The organism is Rhizobium sp. 11_C7_N12_5 (genome assembly GCF_051811145.1).
Taxonomy (GTDB): domain Bacteria; phylum Pseudomonadota; class Alphaproteobacteria; order Rhizobiales; family Rhizobiaceae; genus Rhizobium; species Rhizobium lusitanum.
Genome location: NZ_JBPWPY010000003.1, coordinates 726692 through 749632 on the forward strand (window position 1 = coordinate 726692; position 22941 = coordinate 749632).

The 22941-nt window shown below is 54.0% G+C and carries 19 protein-coding genes and 1 pseudogene; 10 read left to right on the top strand and 10 right to left on the bottom strand.

The window, feature by feature from the left end; translation table 11 throughout:
- The 8 genes from AB8B29_RS32870 to AB8B29_RS32905 all read right to left on the bottom strand — a co-directional run bounded on the left by AB8B29_RS32870 (window position 1) and on the right by AB8B29_RS32905 (window position 10633).
- Entirely contained in the window at window positions 1-516 is a 516-nt protein-coding gene (locus AB8B29_RS32870) for a hypothetical protein (protein ID WP_037197900.1), read from the bottom strand.
- Window positions 513-3491: a hemagglutinin repeat-containing protein gene (locus AB8B29_RS32875; protein ID WP_439007142.1), complete on the bottom strand. Its 2979-nt coding sequence runs from the start codon at window positions 3489-3491 to the stop codon at window positions 513-515. The genes AB8B29_RS32870 and AB8B29_RS32875 overlap by 4 nt, the downstream gene beginning before the upstream one ends.
- 18 nt (window positions 3492-3509) lie before the next feature.
- Window positions 3510-4226 carry an IS6 family transposase gene (locus tag AB8B29_RS32880; RefSeq protein WP_113119028.1) on the bottom strand — a complete coding sequence of 239 codons (717 nt, stop codon included), beginning with the start codon at window positions 4224-4226 and terminating at the stop codon, window positions 3510-3512.
- A gap of 579 nt (window positions 4227-4805) precedes the next feature.
- The gene (locus AB8B29_RS32885) at window positions 4806-5891 is read right to left on the bottom strand and encodes a restriction endonuclease (RefSeq protein ID WP_439007011.1); all 1086 of its coding nucleotides are present in this window, start codon (window positions 5889-5891) and stop codon (window positions 4806-4808) included.
- A 530-nt stretch (window positions 5892-6421) separates the two neighbouring features.
- Window positions 6422-6955 carry a low molecular weight protein-tyrosine-phosphatase gene (locus tag AB8B29_RS32890; RefSeq protein ID WP_162740625.1) on the bottom strand — a complete coding sequence of 178 codons (534 nt, stop codon included), beginning with the start codon at window positions 6953-6955 and terminating at the stop codon, window positions 6422-6424.
- Window positions 6945-8867, bottom strand: a complete 1923-nt coding sequence (asnB, locus tag AB8B29_RS32895) for an asparagine synthase (glutamine-hydrolyzing) (protein ID WP_113119031.1) — start codon at window positions 8865-8867, stop codon at window positions 6945-6947. The genes AB8B29_RS32890 and asnB overlap by 11 nt, the downstream gene beginning before the upstream one ends.
- Before the next feature lie 88 nt (window positions 8868-8955).
- Window positions 8956-9633 carry an inositol oxygenase family protein gene (locus AB8B29_RS32900; protein ID WP_162740626.1) on the bottom strand — a complete coding sequence of 226 codons (678 nt, stop codon included), beginning with the start codon at window positions 9631-9633 and terminating at the stop codon, window positions 8956-8958.
- A gap of 82 nt (window positions 9634-9715) precedes the next feature.
- Window positions 9716-10633, bottom strand: coding sequence for a glycosyltransferase (locus tag AB8B29_RS32905; RefSeq protein ID WP_162740627.1), 918 nt, complete (start codon window positions 10631-10633; stop codon window positions 9716-9718).
- Window positions 10634-11119: 486 nt separating this feature from the next.
- On the opposite strand from AB8B29_RS32905, the gene AB8B29_RS32910 reads away from it, so the two are divergent.
- The 7 genes from AB8B29_RS32910 to AB8B29_RS32940 all read left to right on the top strand — a co-directional run bounded on the left by AB8B29_RS32910 (window position 11120) and on the right by AB8B29_RS32940 (window position 18959).
- Window positions 11120-13048 carry a non-ribosomal peptide synthetase gene (locus AB8B29_RS32910; protein ID WP_113119034.1) on the top strand — a complete coding sequence of 643 codons (1929 nt, stop codon included), beginning with the start codon at window positions 11120-11122 and terminating at the stop codon, window positions 13046-13048.
- A gap of 43 nt (window positions 13049-13091) precedes the next feature.
- On the top strand, window positions 13092-13949 hold the full coding sequence (locus AB8B29_RS32915; RefSeq protein ID WP_113119035.1) for a thioesterase domain-containing protein: 858 nt from the start codon (window positions 13092-13094) through the stop codon (window positions 13947-13949).
- On the top strand, window positions 13946-14392 hold the full coding sequence (locus AB8B29_RS32920) for a cobalamin-dependent protein (RefSeq protein WP_162740628.1): 447 nt from the start codon (window positions 13946-13948) through the stop codon (window positions 14390-14392). Before AB8B29_RS32915 ends, AB8B29_RS32920 begins: the two co-directional genes overlap by 4 nt.
- On the top strand, window positions 14379-15719 hold the full coding sequence (locus AB8B29_RS32925) for a methylaspartate mutase (RefSeq protein ID WP_162740629.1): 1341 nt from the start codon (window positions 14379-14381) through the stop codon (window positions 15717-15719). Before AB8B29_RS32920 ends, AB8B29_RS32925 begins: the two co-directional genes overlap by 14 nt.
- A complete protein-coding gene (locus tag AB8B29_RS32930; RefSeq protein ID WP_113119037.1) occupies window positions 15700-16881 on the top strand; it encodes a hypothetical protein in 1182 nt (393 codons plus the stop codon). The genes AB8B29_RS32925 and AB8B29_RS32930 overlap by 20 nt, the downstream gene beginning before the upstream one ends.
- A 538-nt stretch (window positions 16882-17419) precedes the next feature.
- Complete coding sequence (locus tag AB8B29_RS32935; RefSeq protein WP_162740631.1) at window positions 17420-18181, top strand: hypothetical protein; 762 nt, start codon at window positions 17420-17422, stop codon at window positions 18179-18181.
- 163 nt (window positions 18182-18344) lie between these two features.
- Window positions 18345-18959 carry a 3'-5' exonuclease gene (locus tag AB8B29_RS32940; RefSeq protein ID WP_113119039.1) on the top strand — a complete coding sequence of 205 codons (615 nt, stop codon included), beginning with the start codon at window positions 18345-18347 and terminating at the stop codon, window positions 18957-18959.
- 44 nt (window positions 18960-19003) lie between these two features.
- Here AB8B29_RS32940 and AB8B29_RS32945 read toward each other — a convergent pair whose 3' ends face one another.
- Together AB8B29_RS32945 and AB8B29_RS32950 are read right to left on the bottom strand one after the other, a co-directional pair.
- A complete protein-coding gene (locus tag AB8B29_RS32945; protein WP_113119040.1) occupies window positions 19004-19474 on the bottom strand; it encodes an ASCH domain-containing protein in 471 nt (156 codons plus the stop codon).
- Window positions 19475-19523: 49 nt separating this feature from the next.
- The gene (locus AB8B29_RS32950; protein ID WP_439007012.1) at window positions 19524-19853 is read right to left on the bottom strand and encodes a hypothetical protein; all 330 of its coding nucleotides are present in this window, start codon (window positions 19851-19853) and stop codon (window positions 19524-19526) included.
- A 313-nt stretch (window positions 19854-20166) separates the two neighbouring features.
- Between AB8B29_RS32950 and istA the strand changes: the two genes are divergently transcribed.
- From istA to AB8B29_RS32965, 3 genes and pseudogenes are all read left to right on the top strand, one after another.
- Window positions 20167-21687 (top strand): IS21 family transposase, encoded by a 1521-nt coding sequence (gene istA, locus AB8B29_RS32955; protein WP_439006679.1) that lies wholly within the window; start codon window positions 20167-20169, stop codon window positions 21685-21687.
- Window positions 21677-22471, top strand: coding sequence for an IS21-like element helper ATPase IstB (istB, locus tag AB8B29_RS32960; RefSeq protein WP_421446353.1), 795 nt, complete (start codon window positions 21677-21679; stop codon window positions 22469-22471). The genes istA and istB overlap by 11 nt, the downstream gene beginning before the upstream one ends.
- 172 nt (window positions 22472-22643) lie before the next feature.
- Window positions 22644-22871: pseudogene (locus AB8B29_RS32965) on the top strand (IS66 family transposase); the annotation flags it as partial.
- Window positions 22872-22941: the final 70 nt, after the last annotated feature.

A 22941-nucleotide genomic window follows, 5' to 3' on the forward strand; every position in this document is an offset into this window, starting at 1 on the left:
TCAACGAAGCCAAAACGGCTTACCTTCCAGCGTATCATACTCCGCCAGCGGCTTATTTTGATCGCGAGCGAGGCCCGGTAGATCTGCGATCACGATGCGAACGGGCTCGTATGAGTAGTTTGGGTAATTCTTGAATGCCTCGTAGTTCAATCGCGATGATTGAACGCAGTATGTGAAGTGTTCGAAATATTTCTCGAATAGATCCGCTAAAGTCGGTAGCTTCGGATTTAAGAAAGTCTTTTCTCGATTGCCAACAAGGTCGGGATCCCACGCTATTCCAGATGCTGTCGGCACTGCTGCAAAGATCGATTGAACTTGCTTCATAAGCGCGCTGGCTTGATCCAAATCCTCAAGACGAAGATAACGGCGATACAAGCGATCCGTCAACAACGCCCAATCTTGCTCTGGATGGGCGGCCTCGACATGAATCCTCAAACAATCAAAGAACAAAGAGACATCCGATATCGGGCCGAGCTCCCGTATAGAGCTTCCGCCTGCTAAGCCAATCGTTCTCATTTCGTTTTAAACCTAATTGCGTTTGGACTGATTATACCATTCGTTCTTTCAACTATAGCCTGTCTAATTGCAAGCTCCTGTTCCGGCGTTACGGTTTGACCACGGGTATCGATGACGAGCTGCTGCTGCATCCCCTGGGGTAGGTTGACCGAACGTTGAACTGCCTGCTTTGCAACATTGTTGATAAGGCCATCCGAATTTGTTGTGATATTGAAGTTCTTCACTTCAAACGCAGCGCTGCCATCGTCGGCGATGAAGTCCGGCCGAACGCTACCGGACGTTCCGTAAGGAACTTGCTGACCATTGATATAGCTAACCTGTGGCGTATAGCCCTCTCCTAGATCATCACCAACATCAAGTTCCGACTGGCGCGGTGTTGGCCGAATTGTTGGGCCGCCCTTGAGGTTGCCGTAAGGACCTACGTCGTCCGCGAGAGAGCCTTGTATCCCCTTTCCAATTGGTCCGTACATTTGCAGAATGCGGTCTGCCTCACTTTCGGATTCCTCCTCCTCGCCCGCTGCCTGCCCCATCTGAATGACAAGGACCTTGTCTTCCTCACTGGTAACAATGAGCTTGGATCCGGGGCCGACAATGCCAAGAATCTTTTGTGCAAGATCGGACGAAACTGCGCCGTATGCTGCGTCGACACCCGAGCAAGCGGTGCCGGCGCCTTGCTGCGCGCAGCTGATCAACGCCGCGCGTAGCTGAGGGTCCTTGAGGTTTAACAGGATGTTGCGCGCCGTCTGGCCGTCACCCGACGACATCTGTCGATCGGCGACCATCTTGTCGAGTGCGTCACCAATCGCCTGCAGGACGGTCTTGCCGGCGCTAACAGCTGCGCTGAGGCTTTGTACCGAGACGTAAGGCTCGAGATCGATATGCTTGTCTTTGGTGATCACGTTCTGCTTGGTGGGATCGGTGTTGATCTCAGTCACCGGCCGGGTCTGACCGCGCTGCTCGAGCGAAGCCTGTTGGTCGGGATTGCGAACGGTAATATTGCCGGCCGCGCCACCGCTCGAGATCGTCGCCTTGACGGACTGCTCGACGTCATCGAGCTGGTATTTGCCGCTGGCGCTCGAATTGTTCCGCGTCTTGCCGTTGGCGTCCGCGCCGGAATAAAGGTCGATGTTGGCATTGACCTCATAGCCCTGATATTTCTGCGTGCCGACGAAATCGGACCAGGTCAGCGTGCCGGTGTCGAGATTGACCTGGCCGTCAGTCGAGATCAGGCCGGATGCGGCAAGATTGGTGTTGCCGCCGACGGTGATATTCTGATCGCCCGTGGAGTAGAGGCCGGCAGGCGTATCGATCCAGTTGGTCGAGCCCTTGCCTGAGCCGAAGCCCGGCTGCACACCGCCGAGCGTCAGCCCTCCAAGTGCCGTACCGACATTGCCGGCTGTCAGCAGATCCTGTCCGGCAGTGCTGCCGACCGTCGGCCCGGTAAACGAGAAGCCGAGCGAGGACGAACTGTTTGACTGGCTGCCGGTATTCGGCGTCGAGACGATATTGAGATTGCCGCCAACCTTGCCGTTGATCGTGTCGGCGGAAAAGACGGTGTTGTTGAGGGTCGTGTCGCCCTTCGAGATGAAGGTGATGTTGTCCGTGGCGCTTACGGTCGAGATCACCTGTGTCGTCGACGAACTAGAAGACTTCGATTGGCCGGCCGAGACACTGGCCGTCGGCGTGATGCCGGTGGCCCCGCCCATACCGACGCCGACCGACACGCCGATGCTGGCGCCCGCAGACTGGCTGCTGGACGAAGCATTGGATGTCGCCTGGGCACCGGCCATGTCGATATTGTTCGCGGAGATCAGCACGCTGCCGTTCATCGGATCGTCGGCATGGTCCGGATTGGCAGTTGCGGAGATTTGTAGGCCTCGGCTGGTGAAGTCTCCATTTGTCGAGATATCAACCGAGCTGCCCGAGATCGTCGGCAGCACTGGTGTCGAGGTCGAAACCGAGGTCTCGTTCTTGGAATAGCTGAAGCCGGCGGTCAAAGAGACCGAAGCGAGATTGCCAGCATTGATGCCATTCTTGAGGCTGGAGAGCGCATCGTAGGCCTGCATGCCGGCAAAGGCGACATTGGCCGCCGAATAGCCGTCCGTGACTTTGCCGAGTTTGGAGGCGAGGTTCTCTATACTCTGGCCAGCGCCGACGAAGCTTGAGGAAACACCGACACTGACGCCAGCAAAGAAGCTGGTGGCGACCTCATCAAAATTGGTAATGTCATTGCCGGAGAGAATGTTGACGCCGTTCTGCCCGAAGATGGTGACGCCACCGCCTGCGGTGATCTGACCGGCCTGGTCGTTGAAGGTGTTGCCGGCGGTCAGGTTGATGTCTCCACCCGCCTTGATCGTCGACACCGCATTGGTGTCGGCGCTTTGATTGACCTGATCGGTGAAGCGCCCTACCCCGATGCCGATCGAGGCACCGCCACCGTTGGTCGAGACCTGGATACCGAAGCCGGAGCGCTTGTCGCTCTTCGAGGTGTCGTCGCTCTCATGGCCTGGCAGGATGTTGATATCGCCGGTTGCCTTGCCCGTGACATCACCGTTTGTCGCCGAGATCGAGGACCCAATGATGTTGAGATCGCCCTTGGTGGCATTGAGCGTAATGTTGCCGTTGGCGGCAGAAAGCGTCGAGCCGATATTGTCGCTCGAACTTTCGCTGATCGTCTTGTCATGGCTGCCATAGATCGAGATGAACCCACCGCCGGAACCGACGCCGATGCCCGACTTCTTTGTCTGCTTATCGCTCTCGTGTTCTTCCTCGGCCCCCATGACGGTGACGGTTGAGCCGGAAAGGCTGAGACCATTGCCCGCTGCTATTTCCGAACCCGAGACCACAGCCTCGCCACCGGCGTTGACAGTGATATTGCCGGACGCGGAAATCGAGGAGCCGACCGTATCTTCGTCGTAGGTGTGCGTGTGGGTCTTCGAAGGGCACTGTAAACTTAGCGCCGCGAAGACAAGAATTGGGAATACGGCTTTGGTTCAGGCGGCGTGAAGGCGTGCGATTTGGCACCATGCTTCCAAGGCTGCGGCTCGCAGTTCACGATGGTGGTTGGATGGAATATCGTGACGGGGAATGTGAAAGAGGTTGGCGATCGGGTCGTGGATGGAGACAAAGCGTTGAAGGTGCCTCGCTGACTTGAAGCGTTTCATGATCTTCTCACGCCTTCGGAGAGGCTGATGGGAGTTCTCCGCCCGATTGTTCAGGCCTTTGTGCGAGCGATGTTCGACGCCGGGCATGTTCTCCCGCTTCGCCGCACCGTATGATCGAAGCTTGTCGGTGATCATCAGACGTGGCGAACGGCCTTGTCCCTTCAGGAGCTTTCTCATCAAACGCTTTGCAGCCTTGGTATTGCGGCGGCTCTGGACCAGAACATCAAGGACGAACCCATCCTGATCGACGGCGCGCCAAAGCCAGTGTTTCTTGCCGGCGCTCGTGATGACAACCTCATCGAGGTGCCATTTGTCGCCGAGCTTGCCGGCCGAACGCCTGCGGATATCATTGGCGAAATGCCGGCCGAACTTCTCCGCCCAGAACCTCACGGTCTGGTGAGAGACGATGATGCCACGCACTGCCAGCATATCCTCGACCATTCGCAGACTGAGCGGAAACCGAAAATAGAGCCACACCGCATGGGCGATTACGTCCGCTGGAAATCGGTGACGGCGATAAAGAGGATCACGGGGAAATCTGGTCATACCGCCAGATCCCACATTTTGTTCGCTGCTCGGTTAACGTTACGGTGCCTCGGCGCGTGCGAACGACGGCTTTAGGACGGTTCGGGAACCGCATGAACGACCGATTTGAGGGCGCAAAGCCGTCGTCCGCACTTGGCTGCGACGCCACTTTTAAAGATCACGACCCACAGTCAACAAAATCGGATCCGTTGATGTGAGGGATATGAACCTACGACCACTCCGTCGCCAACTATCTGAAATCCCGTGTTTTCACCTTGATTGCATCAAGATGGAGGTTGGGATCTTATACCGAGCCGTAGGCTATGCCGATAAGGCTTCCTAAGCCACTGAACTTTCGAAAAAGGCGGCCGCGCACCGTCGTTGATCCTGATCTTGCCCCCGTTGAAATAATCCCTTATGCCGAGACTGGCATAAGGGATTAGCGATAGTGCGCGGCCTGGGCGCCTTCGGCAGGCCACGCCGATCCGGTGTCAGCGACCCAATGGAAAAATTCATCCCATCCTCCAGATGTCAAACCTTGCCTCTAATTGGTCGGCGTGGATTGAACATGGCCGGCAGTTGGTGACTTAAATGCACCAATTACCGAGGCATTGTCGCGAGAAAATCATAGATCTCTTGGTCGAGAACTTCGGTCGGCTCGTTGTTCGACCAAGCCACGGGATCTTCGCCACCGAGAATTTGAGCGTCGCGTAAGCGCAGCATTTTCTTTATGATTTCATCATCGAGAAAGATAAGTAGCTTGCCAGTTTCACGCATTGCGCCCTGTGCAGCGATCTTCGCGTGCTTGTGTGCCGTTGTGCGGCTAAGCACGAAACAGATCGGCCGAAGTGCTACCACGCTCATATAACGTTCGGTGGTGAAAACCTGCATTGGTCCAATCGGGCCATCATAGTTTTTGCATTCGAAAACGATAACACGTGCTCGAAAATCACGCGTCAGCGCTGACCAAAACGGACTATGCGATTTCACTCTGTAGACGATGTCTAGGATACTTAGCTTATCGTCCAAGCGGGCTTGCTTGCGCGGGTCCGCAAGAGCATCGCCGAAGAGATAGTCGACAATTTCCTCGCACAGATTTTCATAATCCTTTGCGCCGTCATCGCCCTTTTGAATGTCATCAAGCCGCTCTATCAGCAGCTCGCCCCGGACTTGTTTTGGCAAGTCGTCCGCCCCCCCTTCGTCTTGGGTGGCTTCAACGCTGTTCGCAGCAGCGATTACACCATTGCCTTCCGACAGTGCGAATGGCCAGTGCTCTGCTTCTTCGAACAAGCGTTCGAGCAACATCTGCAGGGGGGTGCCATGCGCAGCCTCCAAAATGTCAGCTCGATCCCAAATTTTGATACCGAATTCGTTCTCCGCCCAGTCGCGTCGACTCTGATCTATATTGCCGGAAGCGACCAGCAGTGCTTGGACATCTTCGGTCTTAAGGCGCGCCACATCGGGCGCCCATTGCCTAAGAACCCGTAGGTAAACATCCGACCGATGCGTCCACTTCACTTCGATCGCTTTGACAATCTCAGTGTCTTTTCGGGCTATAATATCGGCAGTCCGAATGTCATTACCCGGCACTGAAGCCTCGCGCTCGACACCGTATCCCAAAATCTTGAAGAGCTCTGCAACCAAGTCTTCAAATCTAAATCCAAATCTACTGGACACCCCTGCCACTGTCCTGCCTTTCAATCGTTTGTTGAGCCTTTTTTGATCGCTTAAACTTTGAGCATGTATACTGCGTAAATATCTTACCTAAAATCCCGCGCCTTCACCTTGATCGCGTCGAGGTGCAGATTAGGATCGACGATAACTTCGAAATGCAAACAGGGGGAAATTGCGGGGAATCGACACCACCAGTTTAGGCCGAGCAATCGTACAGACTACCCGTTTGGGCGGCTGCATAAACCCAAGGTAGTCGCTAGTATAATTACCACCGGATTGGACGCCACCCCCGATCTGGCAACTGCAGCGTCCGACGGAGCGACACGCCACGTTCGTTTCGTCGGACACCCTGCGACCCGCCCATGGGCCACATCATCCCCTTTAACACGCAAATCCCAACGCCAACATCAGCCGCCTATGCAGATGATTGAAACTACGGCTACCGGGTCAACTGGATGCATCGCGCTTGTTTGGCTCACCTGATGAAGACATGTCGCATGTCTACGCATGATGTTCCCATGAAATATGGTTCGAAACCTAAGCTATCTCCCTGGAAAGAAGCGCTCTCCCGCCAATTCCTGGCACGCGGAAAGAAGCATGAAGTAAACGCGCCGAAAATCCGATTCCTCGCCCTCGTAAGGATCAGGTATTGAAATATCTTGATTGAAGACGAGCTTGTAAACCAGCTCAATTCTCGCAGTCGATTCGACGGGCTTCCTTTTTTTAACTGCGTCCAAATTTCTATGGTCCATGCACAGAATCAGATCGAAGCGAGTGAAGTCTGCGGGTGAAATCTGCCGCGAGCGGTGATTGGAAATGTCTAGACCAAATTTAAGAGCGAAGGTGCGGGCACGCAGATCCGCACATTCGCCCTGGTGACGCCCGCTCGTTCCCGCAGATTCAACCCGCACCTGGCTGTTTTTTTGCATCGCTTGGCAAGTAACTTTGAATATGCCTTCGGCAAGCGGTGATCTGCATATGTTGCCCAGGCACACGAAGAGCACTGAGCGAAAGGATTGCCCCGAAACACTCGAGCCTTCTGCCGGCAATTCTGGCAAATTACCCTCAATGTGCAACGAAGTGGCTCCAATGTCTGTACCATTGGACATACATGAGAACCGGCCACAATCTCCAATGTTCGTCGGAATGCCTTGAGGAGTGCGCCAACCATAGCGCTCTTACGGACTGCGATTTGAGATACGGGACATTTTCCAGGCTTTGAACAGAGATTAGATCTTCCGCCCACTCCCTCAACGATGTCCTCAACCATTCATCGATGGGGAACCCAAATCCCATTTTAGGATAGTCGAGAAGCTGTCGGGGTATGTAGTCGTATGAAAGCGTCTTCTGGAGATCTCTTTGACTCTGCCCGGCATACTTCGCCCATTCGGGAAGACCAAAGGCGTAATCAACCACCTGCTCAGATAGCAGTGGCACCCTGACCTCAAGACCGACACTCATGCTGGCTCTGTCGACCTTCGTGAGAATTCCATCCCCCATGTACCGCCGCATATCCTGCAGCTGCATGCGATCGGTCAGCGTTAGAAATTCGTCTGAATCATTCCAAAATAAATCATCGCCCTGAAAACGAATTCCGTCGCCGTCGAATAATGACCCGGGGCCAGTCGTAGTTACTCGGCTATAGAGATCCCTGAACGTCGCGACGGGGTATCCAAAAGGAAGATGCTTGGAGACCTCGAATAGCGTATGATTCATCTGAGCTGCGGATGATCGGATGCTTACGCGGTTGCATTCCAGGAATTTAAGGGCTTTTTCGCGTAGGTCTGGCTCCAAACTGGATAGCAATTCCCAAAACTGTTGGCACCAGCCATATCGATCATATCCGCCGAATAGCTCGTCCCCTCCGTCTCCCGACAAGCTGACGGTCACTTGTTCGCGTGCCAGGCGCGAGACGGCCAATGTGGGAAGCTGCGAAAAATCTGCAAAGGGCTCGTCATAGTATTTTGGAATGTCCTCGACGATTTCCAATGCACCCTGTGCGTCAAGAATGATCTCATGATGGTCCGACCCAAGATACTTGGCGACGCGCCTTGCCTTCCAACTCTCGTCCCACTGCCTCTCGGCAAAGCCGACGGCGAAAGTTTTGATGGGTCGAGCCGAATGACGGCACGCTATCGCAGCCACCAATGACGAATCGAAGCCCCCCGACAAGAAGCACCCAGTGGGCACATCAGCTTGCATATACTGCTTAATGGTATCGTTTAAGATCTCATCAAGCTCCCGCCGCAGTTGGACTTCGGGTCTATAGGCGCGCCCTTTCGCTTGCTGCTGCTTTGCACTTCGAAGGCTCCAGAAAAACTGCAAATTCGGCTCCTCACCAATTTTCAGTGAAAGGACCTGACCTGGTTCAAGCTGCTTGATCCTCAAAAAGATGGATCGTGGTGACATGATAAATCCGCGATCGACCAAAGATGCCACCGAATCTTGGTCGAGCTGCAACGGTTGTCCTGACCACTCCAAGAGCGACTTTATTTGCGATCCGAAGACGAGTGCGTTGTCATGCCACATCCAATAGCACGGCTTGATTCCGAATCTATCCCGACATAGCCAAAGCTTTCGGTCGACGACATCCCATGCGGCAAAGGCGAACATTCCCTCTAGAACGACGAGCGTTCGTTCTATGCCCCACGCGTTGATCGCTTCAACGAGAGCCTCAGTGTCGGAAGTGGTAGAAAATCGCACGCCTTCGGACGCCAGCAATGAACGAAACTGCAAATGATTGTAGATCTCACCGTTAAAGGTAATGACAAATCGACCGTTGCTGGAAGTCATTGGTTGATGCGACCGGCTCTTCGGATCCATCACGGAAAGTCTGGTATGCCCCAAAGCCACGGAATGCGTTTCCAACTCAGTCCATGTGGCGAGGTGGTCAGGCCCACGGTGGTTAAGGGTCTGAGCCATCGCCAATATCTTCTCGCCAGCCTTTCGGATACCCGCAGCGGCGGCAAATCCCGTTATACCGCACATGGCGTACCTCGATCGCTTGGGATGGTCTGGCGGCGCTGAGTGTGCCGCACCCTGAATATGCGAAACATCGACGTAGACCGTGCGTCTGTCAGATCGGAATCTTGTTGGGAAAATACCGCCGTATCAGCGATCCGTAGTCTTTGAGGCGCTTCTTCGGAAGATTGTAGATTGATTTAGTACCCAGATCATGTTTGCGAAATATCCCGAGATACTTTTCATAATAGAGCCTGTCTCGGTCATCCATAAATTCGCGAGACATATCAAATCGCAGGCTATGGAATCTGGTCAACCAAGCGACATGGTCGGGAACATGATCCTTGAGTTTCTGATAAGCGAATTCATCATGATTCCATGTTGTTACTATGTTGTCGAGACCTACCCCCGGCCTGTTCTTGCCGATAGGTTCATTCGGGCCGTTGATAAACTCCGGATTTTCTCCGACCAACTCGGTAACCTTACCCAAATCGTGTATCAGAGCAGATAAGATCAATGTCTCGTCATCAACTCCATCTCTTTCCATGCCCTCGGCCACTTGAAGCGTATGTACCAATTGATCGACACAGTATAGCTCTGTATCTGTCGGATCAATACATTCCGCCAACTTTAGTAGTATATCGAAGACATATACATCGCCGAAGATTGGCTTGTCATATTTCCTGCGAAGAGCCAGTGAAATCTCAGTCGTTTGACGAAAATGCCCTCTATAGAGCCTTTTCGCTTCGTCCTCGTATTTGTCCCGCCAGTATGCCTGTTCTTCCGCTGTCATATACTCACCCGGCTCCTTACGGAACAGCGGATCTGATGACCCGAATACATTCTTCGTTAGTTGCGACGAAGCTCTGCGCTTTCTAGTAGGCAAATTCATAGCTCTTTACCTCTTCCAGGCGATTCTGATCGATTAGTTCAGCGGCATTCGTGATCCATGTACCCATCTGTAGATTGGCCTTTACCTCGAAATCATTTTTCATCTCATCATAGAAAGACGCGGCCTGCCTCATGATGCGAGCGCACTTGTCGTGCATTCCCTTCCGCGCGTTCAAATCCGTTAGCACTATGTGTGCATTTAGACATTCAACTGGAAAATCCCGAGAGAGCGAATTGCAGGTATCTCTTAGCAATGGCACCGCACGCTCAAAGTCACCTGCCTTGAAATATGTATACCCAAGAAACCATTGATATCGCCACCAAGTGGGATCGTGACGACTATGTCGCTCCAGCCTCTCGGAGCGGGCTGAGCGAAAGCCGTTGGTGCCATCAAGGGAATGATTGATTACTACATCCGGCACTAGGGTGGCATTAATACCAAGTCGTCTTGCCGATCGTGTCGGATTACAATGAACCATTCCTTCGTAATGAAGTCCGAGGTCTCGCCTAAACATAGCGAACTTATAGTCGTCAAAAAATGTACCATTGCGCGCGTTCCGCCAGGTCAGAAAGTAGGCCTGATCGTCACCTCGCATTAGTGCTTTGATTTTTCCAATTGCACTTGTCGAGATCTGCTCATCTGCATCAAGGACCAACACCCAGTCACAGGGATTGTTGGCCAAACTCAAATTGCGCGCCTCAGTAATGACGTGTGGATCCTCAGCTGGAGGAGCCACATTGACGACTTTCGCCCCCAATTGGCTTCGAAGATATTCGTCGGTGCCGTCGGTTGAGCCGGTATCAACGATAATGATTTCATCCACGGCAACGCGGATGCTCGAGAGGCATCGATCGATATTTTTCATCTCATTCTTGACGACCATGCTAATACCGACACTCATTGGGTTTTGCCTCCTCACTTTGGTGATATCCAACAAATTCAAGGCATTGCCGACGCATTCGCGGCCGCCAGTCCCCCCACCACTCCGCAATCGAAGTGCACTTTTTGGTGGTGGTATAAATTTCTTAGCCTCTATGGTTGTCGAGATAGTTAGCATCGAGTCATCGAGATTACAACTAATAAATGCGTAAAGTTTCAATTACCTCTTTTACGTGTTTACGGCCTATCCAGCAGCGTCCACTTGGATGTCGGTTTCACCGCCTCTCTGTCTCGCAGCATCAGTCTTCATCGAAGGGAACACGTGCGGTTGGGGCAATTACTGCCAGGGAACGATCTTCCCCTCCGACGAATGCCATCGCCAAGGCCAGTCGGAATACACGTTTAGAGATAATTCCATTTCGCTATTGCATCTTGGCGAGACACATGCAATGGTAGTCTTAATATAAAACACAACCTAAAGAATGTGCTGCTTTGGAAATTGACCCGTATGGATATTGATATTCATGCAAGGGAAATTTTTGAGCCCGGAGCGCGGTGCGCTTCCGGGTTGGCTGCAGCCTCCCACAATCAAGGACGAGCTTTGGTCATTGAACGTTCGTTCTCAGGAATCAGTTTGATGATCAGCCCTAAATTCGCGGCTCTGGCCGGCGCACCTGGACCGGAACCCCGACGCTTCGTTGATGAATTCACTGAAATCGCCGCGACATACGCGAACGAAGTCGCGGTTGAATCCGGCGATACCACTCTGACATACAGGGCACTCGACGAGCTTTCGACCGTCATCGCAATAAACCTCGCCAGCCGTGGAATTGTCGCCAATCAGGCGGTTGGTGTCTGGACCGGTGAATCCGGCGCGCTCATCGCGACCATTGTCGCAATCTTTAAAATCAACGCCGTCTATGTGCCAATTGATCGAACACTTCCCGATAGTCGAGCAATTGAAATTCTTACAGACGGCCAAGCTAAAATTGTGGTCCTCGATCACCATCAGCCATTCGGCAGTCTTCCCTGTCCCTCTGTCTATCTTTCCGAGCTAATTGAGCCAAATCCAAACCCGGTATCGCGCTCCTGGGAAGTACTCGCGACATCACGTATATGCTACCAGACCTATACTTCGGGTTCGACTGGACGGCCAAAATCGATAAGGATATCCGAGCAATCGATGATGGGTTATCTCGGCGGCATCATAGAGCGCTATGAACTCCCGCTGCGTTCGTCGCTCATTACCACCGCGTCGCTGTCCTTCGATGCTTCTATTCGGGAGATATTCTGCGCGCTCCTTACCGGAAGCACGCTCTACCTCATTCAGCGAGGCAAGGGATTCGATGCTGATGGCTATGTCAGAGTGCTGCAGGAAAAGGGCATAACAGCAGTTTTGTCGATGACGCCGAGTATTCTCAAGGTCATCGCCGTAGCAGCATCCAGCAATCGAATTGAAGCGCTTCCGGCACTAAGGCTTCTGTGTGTTGGAGGCGAGGTGTTCGACCAGCGAATCGCAGACGTCGGCCGCCGGCTTTTCCCGAATGCCGTTCTCATCAATCATTACGGTCCGTCAGAATGCACGATGACATCCACCGCCTGGATCGTGCCCGCTGGCGATAAATTGCTTGATCGATTGCCGGTCGGAACCCCCAATCGTGACACGAGTATCCTCATAATAGACGCTGAGTCAGGTGAGGTATGCGAGGTCTCACAGGATGGTGAAGTATGGATCGTCGGTCGCGGCGTTTGTGCTGACTATAGCACGCCGCTCCCCTGTATTGATGATCAGCACTTGAAGTCGCTAAATGGATGGCCGGCTTACAGAACCGGTGATATCGGCCATATAGCCGAGGATGAAAATCTATACATACTCGGCCGTTCGGACGAGCAGATCAAGATTAGAGGCATTCGAGTAGAGCCAACCCAGGTATCGCGAATTCTCACGGGAATAGATGGAATTGATGATGCCGTCACCGTGTCGGTTCTCGATGACCGCTTAGGCTATCAACTCCATAGCTATGTCGTCCTCAACGAGGGCAGCGCGCTTACAAGCGATGTCGTCAAGGAGAAACTTCGGCAAGAACTTCCCGCCTATTTGCTTCCAGCAAGCATCACTTTTATCAGCTCTTTTCCCGTAAACAGGCACGGCAAGCTGGACAAAGGAGCGCTCCCCAAGCCGCACCGGGCGACCGCTACCACAGAAGCGCCGCAGACGCGACTGGAGGCGGATATTTGCAGGACCTTCGCTGAGATCCTTGGGACAGCTACCGTTGATCCAAACGCCTCGTTTTTTGAACTTGGCGGCCACTCACTTTTGGCAACCTACCTTGTTCTGGCGATCAACGAACGCGAAGGCTGTAGCCTGCCCCTTGAAAACATATTTGCAAATCCAACCCCTCGCTTGCTCGCGCGCAACATTGAAGCCGGGAATTAGAGGGAGATCCGTGTCAGACACAGCGACCGATGAGTGGAGACCCATGATAGATAGATACGCCCCCATATCGATCGGTGGATCCGGAAACCCACCGGTCTTTTGCCTCGCTCCCGTACACGGCAGCCCCTCGATCTATCGCCATTTGGTACCGGAACTGGGTCGCAAGGTAAGTTTTGTCGGCCTTTCAAGCTTGGGAGTTTTTCTGGATGTCCCAGCCCCTCCCACGCTTGAAGAGCAGGCCGCTTCAGCGCTCGACCGTATCTTGAAATTCGACGATGTCTCTTCAGGTGGATTTGGAATCTTGGGTTACTCGATGGGCGGAAAGCTCGCCTATGAGGTCTCGATCCGTTTGTCGGCTCTCGGTCTTGTGCCGAAAGATATCGTCATCATAGATTCACATTTTGAGGGGGATCGACGCCTGGTCGGTCCAGAAGCTCAAACACACATAGACTGGGTGTGGGATTTATTCTTTACCGTGTATTTTGGTCTTGATCGGCAGAGCGTCATGCACGGTGAGATTTTTCGACAATTCCTGGGCTCCTGCCTTGCAGATCAGCTCGGCACCGTGCGGCGCTATATATCTATCCACCGGCCGACAGGCCACCTCGATAATATCTCCAACAATGACCTACGAAAGCTTTTTCTCTTCCATTATTCGCAATGCAAGTCAGTCGCCAATTATACGCCACCACCCTCGGATCTTTCGATCGTGTATCTGGAAGCCAAACACTCGGAAAACCTTGGCCAAGCGCAGCTGTGGCGCGAAGTCGCCGCCGGCGGATGCTCGATTTTCCAGATAGATGGCACCCATACGTCCATCTTTTACGATCGCGAACGTCAAAACGAACTCGCTCGATGCCTGCGCGACAACGTCGCCTTGTTCCGGGAGAACGACTTATGAGCCAAGAAATTGAGCCTGCCGGAGTCATTATCGCCGTGACGGAAAGCGACGTCCACGTGGTCGGCAACAGGGTTCTGGAATTGGCATTGGCGACAGAAGGCTTTCGCGTTGTCAATTTGGGGGTATGCACGTCTGCTCGAGACATAGCCGAGGCCTATCAGGCGAACAACGATATCATTGCCATCGCGATAGGGAGCATCAACGGCCACGGCGGTACCGATCTCCGCGATTTCGGATCGATCCGGCGCGACTATCAGTTGGGTTGCAGGATTTTCTTCGGCGGATACCTTGAGGTCGGACGGCGCGCGAGAATGATGGACTACACGCCGGAAGCGCTCGCGGCCCTGGGACTAGACGAAATCCTCGACGACATTCCACAATTAATTGGGAGGCTTATTAGTCTTCGCCTCGCATGGAGAGAGCGGCGCCGTGGACAGTTTTGAACATGAAACCATGTCCGTTTCCAAACAGGCTCGAGACTTTTTGCGTTCACGGCAATCTCGATCCGTTGCCTCCACGATGGAAAAGGCAAGAGCAAGTGGTCGCATTTTGCTTCAACCAAGGTGCGGTGTCGGCTCGCATGAGCAACAATTGGCTCTACTGAAGAAGTTATCCGAGGATGCGAATCCGGATGTTGCGACCATTACTATAGATTCCTATACGAGACTCGGCGCATTCGACAAAGCCCATGAACTGGCCCGCACAAACCCTGCAATGCTCAATGGGTATCCGTTGGTGGCTCACGGAGCGGAGAGACTTCGCGAAATGGTATTGGCCATCGAGGCTCCGATACAAATCCGCCACGGGTCACCGGATCCGCGGCGTCTTTTCTCAACCTCTCTTGAAGGCGGCGCGGATGGGTTTGAAGGCGGGCCCCTTTCCTACACTCTGCCCTATTCAAAGGACTTCCCTCTCGAACGATCCCTTCGCGCCTGGGACATCGTCGATGAGGTCTGTGGAGAACTCGCCGAAGACGGAATCAATATCGATAGAGAATTTTTTGGCAGCCTTTCTGGTACGCTTGTACATCCGGTCATCTCGCTCAGCGTTACGTTCATCGAAGCAATGAAGGCGTTCAGCAAGGGGGCAAACAAAGTGGGAATCGCAATATCTCAAAGCGGCTGCCCATATCAGGATATCGCGGGCTTGCGGGCGATCGAGCTCCTCGCGACATCCTTATGTCCGGGCAAGACTGTCTTTCCAATCCTGCATCATTTCATGGGTGTTTTTCCGCGTGACCCGACCAAGGCTTTGGCCCTCATTGCACAGGGGTCCGTCACCGCGCGCCTTGGCAAGGCGACAAAGGTTGTCGTGAAGACGCAGGTTGAGGCACTTGGGATACCGAGCGCCGACGCAAACGCAAGGGCGATCAACTTTTCAAGGATTTTCTTTTCCTCGATTTTTGATGGGTTCCTACCAGACAACGGCAAAATCGATGAAGAAGCCCAACAGATTTATTGCGAGGTTAAGTCGCTCGTTTCAATGACGTTCGAACATGGCGATTCAAACGGTACCATAGCCAATCTTTTCGCAGAGGGTCGTCTGGACGTCCCCTTTTGCCCGAGCCGTTATTGCAAGGGGCTTTGCGTTCCGCGAAGAGCAGACGATGGGGCCATCCGCATAGTTGATCCAGGTTTGATGAGCTTTTCCCGACCGTTTCTAGACAGAGAAATGCGGATGGCCGGGCTGAACGCCGACCCAATGCAAATATCCGCGATGATCCGGGATATTCAGTATTTTTCAGGAGAAGATGATGCTGATTCACAATGAACATGCCCGCATATTTTCTCAGTCAGACGGGTTGGGGCCAGACGATAAGCTAGCGAGCCTTATGGCGGAACTTGGCGTCACGCCCATCATAAATGCATCCGCGCCGAAGTCGAACCTATCTGGTCCCGCCTTATCTCATGACATAGCCTCTATCGTTGGTGAAGCGCAGAAGTGGTGTTTTGATCTGGCCGATCTCAATCGCCGCGCCGGCGCCTATTGCGCTGCGCAGTTAGGGGCTGGGAGTGGTGCCCTCACGGGTGGGACGAGTGCCGGCATACTCCTCGCGCTCGAAGTAGCAAAGAAGATGAACAAGATAGACTCCACGCCGGAGGTAATTATCCGGCGCGGCGATTTCGGTCACTATGCCTATTTGTTTCAGCAGGCGGGGTGCGTGCTTCATGAGGTCGGCAATATCGTCGGCTGTTCAAGTGAAGAACTGACGGACGCATTTAATGAGCGAACCGTTGCCTTGGCGGTGGTGATAAGCCCAAGGCTTCCGCCGGCAGATTTGAGCCTGGCGGAACTGGTGAAACTCGCGGACGATCATAATATCCCCGTCATTGCAGATTGTGCAGCGATCTTCCCGTCTCGTGAACGGCTGTCGGAAATCCTTGGCACGGGATGCCATGCCGTTCTCCTTTCCGGGGGGAAGGTGTTCGGAGGGCCTCAGGCGTCGGGACTACTCCTTGGTGATCAATCGTTTGTCGAGTTTGCGCATCTTATGTCCTTTCCAAGCGACGGCCCGCTGCGCGCCGTAAAGCTGGACCGCGGTCAAATGTTGGGTCTGGCGGCAGCGATTGTCAAATTTCTCGCCAAGCCGTCCAGTACATTCCAGGCGGAATATCGGCAACGCTGTGAGGCCGGTGTCAGTGAGCTCGGACAGCTGCGCGGTGCCGCCGTATCGATATTGCCGGAGATACTAATCGAAAAAATACCGATGATAGCTGTCGAAGATACGAGCGGCCTCGGCCACGAGTTTTTCAAGACTTTGACCAATCGACTGCTAAACGGCCCGGCACCGATCGGTGTCCACTACATTCGAGCCAAGCGTATCATTTGCCTTAGCCCTATCGGATTGACGGATCAACAACTGGCATCAGTTTGTCGGCTATTCCGCAAAGCATGGATGGAGCTTGCCGATGACGTCGCCGAACGAAATTAACACAAATGGCTATCGGAGCGCCCTCAGGCAAATCCTGTCTATGGGTTCACAACAATATTTTCTAGACGTCTTTGACGAACCGGACATATCGATTGACGATTTTCTGAATGAGAATATCGCTCAGAGTCCAACGTTGTCAGCAAGCGCACTCCACTCTCGCGATCTACTTGCGGAAATCATTGCGCAACGGACGTTGGCGCCAGTAAGAGAGATTTTGGGGGGTCTTCTGGTATGCCCTGCGATTTTTACCGGTCCCCATTGTTCCCTTTTCGTCTCTCTTCCCACTTTCGTGTCCCGGTGCCTTGCCATCAGGGCCGCCGCGAAGCGAGCTAGCCCATTCGCATTGACATATGAATGCAGCACGGTTTCACTCCAATCCAAGAATGGCGTTGGGCCAGGATGGATGGAGTTTAAAGGAACGCGACATAATGTCTTTGGCGTTCCACGGCAGATTAGGGATAGCACCGCTGTTTGCGCGAGACACGGAATTTGGAGATTCAATAGCCTCCTGGGTTCCCCGCACGGTGAAGTGAGAGACATGGCGGCGAGAATCGCGAGCGTGCAGACAACCTCTCCGGAAGAGGCTATTCAGCAAGCTAACGACATTCTCTGCGGCACAGAAACCGCGGGCGGACAGCCGGGGCTGTTATCGCTCGCCGACAACCAAACGGCAGGATTGGTCGCCCGTCATCTCACGGTGGGCAGTGTGCTATCAGCGTGCGTTCTGGATCAAAACCTTCGTGAATGTCTTCTGGAAGAACTTGAAACCCATCGCGCGCGCTTTCCACAACTCCTTCCGAGCTCGACTGAACTATTCTGGATTATCTCAGAGGGTAGACGTCATCCGGCTAAGGTAGCTGATGGCAGGCTTCAGAACTCCCATATGAACTTTTCGCTGACACTGCAACGTGACGAACTGGTTGCCAACTTGAGAGCGGGTCGCATCGTCCCCAACCTTCTACTAACGTTTATGGCGCTGTGTATACTTCCCGACCTTGCCTGTTTCGGGGGGCACCGCCAAATGATCTACATCGAATTGTTCAAGGCTGCTCTCGGGGCCGCCTTGAAGCGTACCCGCCGTTTCCAGGAGACTGTCGGAGGAAAGAGTGTATGGCTACCGGACGGTCTCCAGCCATCGTGCCATCCACTCTCGCTACTGGTTGCAGCGCCCTCGCCACTTGCTTTAAGCATCAACCTTCTCGGCACGAAATTTCCAAGGGACCTTTTGCCAAGAACCCGATTGGATTATATCGACCCTCACTGGTACGCCGCGGTCACAAGCAACGCCAGCCAGCAATAAAATCCAAACGTCCGACCATGCCTCTCAATTTTCTGTTGAGATGGAGAACGTGTGCCCCCCGATCGATGAACCCATAAGTTTTGAATTTGCCTATTTTGACCCCAACTGATATGTCGTGGATCGAATTGGTTAGGCGAACGCTCTGGTTACCAGGATATAGTTGATGAAAACTGCTATCGTTTTCGACTGCGAATTCCTTTGCCTCGAAGGATCGCAACGCAGATTTTGGTGTGCGGCTCATGACCCCGATCCAGTCATAGCCCAAATCGGAGCTGTAAAGCTTGGGCTCGAGGACGACTACCCGCTCCTAGACATGCATAAGGCGTATGTTCGCCCAATCGATCGCTTCGGCAACCGGTATCAACTGGATACCTATTTCACCGAGTTAACTGGAGTGACAGAGGCAGACATCGAGAACCATGGCATCACCTTGGAAAAGGCTCTCCACGAAGTAGATCGGTTCTCGGAGGGGGCGACGTTGTGGTCTTGGGGCAAAGATGAGCTCAACATGGTTGCGATCAGCTGTTATGTAGCCGGTGTGCCCCCTGTCATTCCAGCACATCGGTTCGATAACGCGGTGAAGCTTCTCCTTGCTGCAGGTATGCCGATTGAAGATCTGGCGAGGACGCCGAGCAACAAGCTCGCGGATTACTACGGTGTTGACCATCCTCCATTCAAGGCGCATGACGCGCCTGATGATGCACTCTCGATTGCTTATACGCTGCAACATTTGCTGCGCAATGGGAGTCTAAGCCCGGAGGCATTTCATCGTCCGTAGGACTTCATAATTTCACGCGGCGAAATGGGAGCGCAGCCTTCACCTTAACGGGGCAATACGCTAAACTCGTATATCGATAGAATATCGTCAGCGGATATGTCTCCGTAGAAATTCTGCATTGTCTCCAGCAGCTCGACCAGGTTCGCCCGCCCGTCGTTTCTGACATCCTCCTCTGTCAGATCGACCACTCGCTTGTAGACGACGCGTGAGATCCTCAGGTCAGCCACCCATATTGCATCGTCATGCAGATTTGAAATCCGGACCTCAAACAGCGGTAATGATGCGGCACCAGGAAAGTCTAACCCTCCCCGCACGAACCTGACTGTGGTGACCTTAACGCCAGCGAGAACCTTGGCCGCCAGCTCATTCATCATCACAAACCGCCCGCGCTCAGCAAGTTTAAGAGCGGGAAAAAACTTCGCAAGTTCCACAGCAATCAAACGTGGCGCGACGGCCTGAAGCTCAACCGTGCCACCATGATAAATGACTACATCAATCTCATTTGGATCTGCCATACTTCCTGCTCTATCGCTTTCTCATCATCGAACGAAATCGGCCGCCACCTTAGGTAAGCCCATTTAGATTATTGAATTGGCTCGCCATGCGATCACGAAATTGATGTGAAAATCGATCGTGGCGACAGTGAACATTACAGATATGCGGCGTTAGACCGGCCTTCACAAAATCCCGCGAGATATCTTCAATCTGCCTGACGAATGAAAGGATTAAAGCCCGAACTTTTTCCGACTGAAATGTCCAATCAAAACGAGGCGTTAGCATTTCAGCAAAGCCGTTGAAGCGCCGAAGCTGCTGGCCTTTAAATATCTCTGTGGTTGCCACCGGTAAGGTCAAAGTTGTCCCACCGAAATCTGACTCTCCCTCACGGTAGCGCACCGTGTAAGGTCTCCCGGCCAAATCGAACCGTCTCACTGACCTTCCATGAAGGCAGGTGTTCCAGTGCAGCGTGGTGGACCGGTGTTCCCCATCTCCGAATTCAAGTATGTTTCGAAGTCCATCCTCAGTGCAAATCGTCAAGGACACGCCGAAGCCGTCCCTTGAATTGAACAGCTTATAATTCATGAGGTCTGTTGGCCTGTTGGTTTCCACGCAGAACTGAGCCGGTTAGGCGCATAATTTCCATTGAGAATTGAGCCATGTGAACCTTCCCCCCAAAGCGGTGAGCGACGGGGGCAACGGAGTGATCCACATGGGACTTTTAAACATCATCCGTCGGATGGCGCTTCGCGAGAAGCAGTCAATCCGCGAGATCAGTCGGCGCACTGGGCTGTCACGCAACACGATTGCGAAGTATTTGAGTGCCGGTACGATCGAGCCGACGTTCACGGTACCGGAACGACCGAGCAAGCTTGATCCTTTTGCCGACAAACTTTCTGGCTGGCTGAAGACCGAGGCCGGGAGGTCGCGCAAGCAGCGCCGAACGTTGAAGCAGCTTCATGCCGATCTGATGGCTCTCGGATTTACCGGCTCCTATGGTCGGGTCGCCGCGTTCGCCCGTAATTGGCGGGTTGAGCAGCAGACAGCGGGCCGCGGCATATTCGTTCCTCTGTCTTTCCGCCCAGGCGAAGCGTTCCAATTCGATTGGAGTGAAGATTATGCCGTGATAGGCGGCGAGCGCACGAAGCTTCAGGTCGCCCATATCAAACTATCACACAGCCGGGCGTTTCTGGTCAGGGCCTACCTACTGCAAACGCACGAGATGCTCTTCGACGCCCACTGGCACGGGTTCCGCGTGTTTGGCGGAGTACCTGGTCGCGGCATTTACGACAACATGAAGACCGCGGTTGATCGTGTCGGTCGTGGCAAAGAACGGCAGGTCAATATCCGTTTCCTCGCGATGACGAACCACTACGTCTTTGCGCCTGAGTTTTGCAATCCCGCCGCGGGTTGGGAGAAGGGTCAGGTCGAGAAGAATGTCCAGGATGCCCGACCGCGACTGTGGCAACAGATGCCTGACTTTCCGGATCTGGCGGCATTGAATGCCTGGCTGGAACAGCATTGCCAGGACCTGTGGCGCGACACAGCACACGGCACCTTGCCCGGCACGATCGCGGACGTCTGGTCGGCAGAACGCCCGGCATTGATGGCGCTCCCTGCCGCGTTTGACGGCTTCGTCGAGCAGAGCAAGCGCGTCTCGCCCACCTGCCTGATCACTTTTGAGCGGAACCGCTACAGCGTGCCTGCATCGTTTGCCAACCGGCCTGTCAGCCTGCGGATCTATCCCGAGCGACTGGTCGTTGCGGCAGAAGGCAATATCCTATGCGAGCATGAGCGGGTCATTGAACGTAGCCACGACAAGCCGCCACGTACGATTTATGACTGGCGGCATTATCTTGCGGTCATCCAGCGCAAGCCCGGTGCCCTGCGTAATGGTGCGCCTTTCCTGGAATTACCGTTGGCCTTTCGGCAACTTCAGGACCAGATGCTCCGCCGCTCCGGCGGTGATCGTGAGATGGCCGATATCCTTGCTCTTGTACTTCACCACGACGAACAAGTTGTTGTCAGGGCTGTGGAATTGGCCCTGGATGCAGGCGTGGCGACCAAGACGCATGTCTTGAACCTGCTGCATCGGCTGATCGATGGCAAGACAATCGATGGTCCCGACGTTGATACGCCACAGGCGCTCACGCTGTTGCGTGAACCCAAGGCTGATGTTGAACGCTACGATGGTTTGCGCCTGCGGACCGCAGGAGGCCGTCATGCGTCATGATCCTGCCAGCGCAGCCGTCGTCATCATGCTGCGCAGCCTGAAGATGTATGGCATGGCCCAAGCCGTCATCGACCTGATCGAGCAAGGGGCTCCAGCCTTCGATGCGGCCGTGCCGATCTTGTCCCAGTTGCTGAAAGCCGAAATGGCCGAGCGCGAGGTTCGCTCGATCGCCTACCACATGAAGGCAGCTCGCTTCCCGGCCTACAAGGACATCTCCGGGTTCGACTTCGCAGCCAGCGAGATCAACGAGGCGACGGTGCGCCAACTGCACCGATGCGAGTTCATGGACGGAGCGCAGAATATCGTGCTCGTCGGCGGGCCGGGCACAGGAAAAACACATGTCGCGACCGCCCTTGGTGTCCAGGCGATCGAGCATCATCGCCGAAAGGTCCGCTTCTTCTCGACCATCGAATTGGTCAATGCGCTCGAACAGGAGAAGGCCAAAGGCAAGGCAGGCCAGATTGCTGAGACGCTGGTTCGCCTCGATCTGCTGATCCTCGATGAGCTCGGATACCTTCCGTTCAGTGCCTCAGGCGGTGCGCTGCTCTTCCATCTGCTGAGCAAGCTCTATGAGCGCACCAGCGTCATCATCACTACCAACCTCAGCTTCAGCGAATGGGCGACCGTCTTCGGTGATGCCAAGATGACCACGGCTCTGCTCGACCGCCTGACCCATCGTTGCCATATCCTGGAAACCGGGAACGATAGCTTCCGCTTCAAAGCCAGCTCGGCTGCAGCAGCCCAAAAGAGAGGAGAAAAAGCTAATCCCTTGACCAAATCCTGATCAGAAAACCATACTCAGAGGTGGCTCACTTCTCGGTGGAAAAACCGGCTCAGTTCCGCGTGGAAACCAACACTGCCGATCATGTTGCACGACACGTCTGGTCCACGGACGATCCGCTTCAGCGGTCAGATGTGGCCATGGAAGACCTAAAGAACCGCGTGATCGTATCCACTCGCATCACCGTCTTCGAACGGCGGACAAGTCGGCGCTCGGCGAAGCTGTTGGCCATATTGCCAAATACTGGGATGGACTCTGCGCGCCCCTGACTGGCGGCCGCATAGAGATCGGTAACGGCACCGCTGAAAGGACCATCAGATCGATAGCGCTGGACCGCAAGAATGCTCACTTCGCCGGCCACGACGCCCGAGTCAAGAACTGGCCAACCATCGTCTCGCTAATCAATCAGCGTCAGGATTCTTTCAAAGGAATTAAAGGACTTGGAGGGCTGGGGAGTGATCGCCAGACACGAC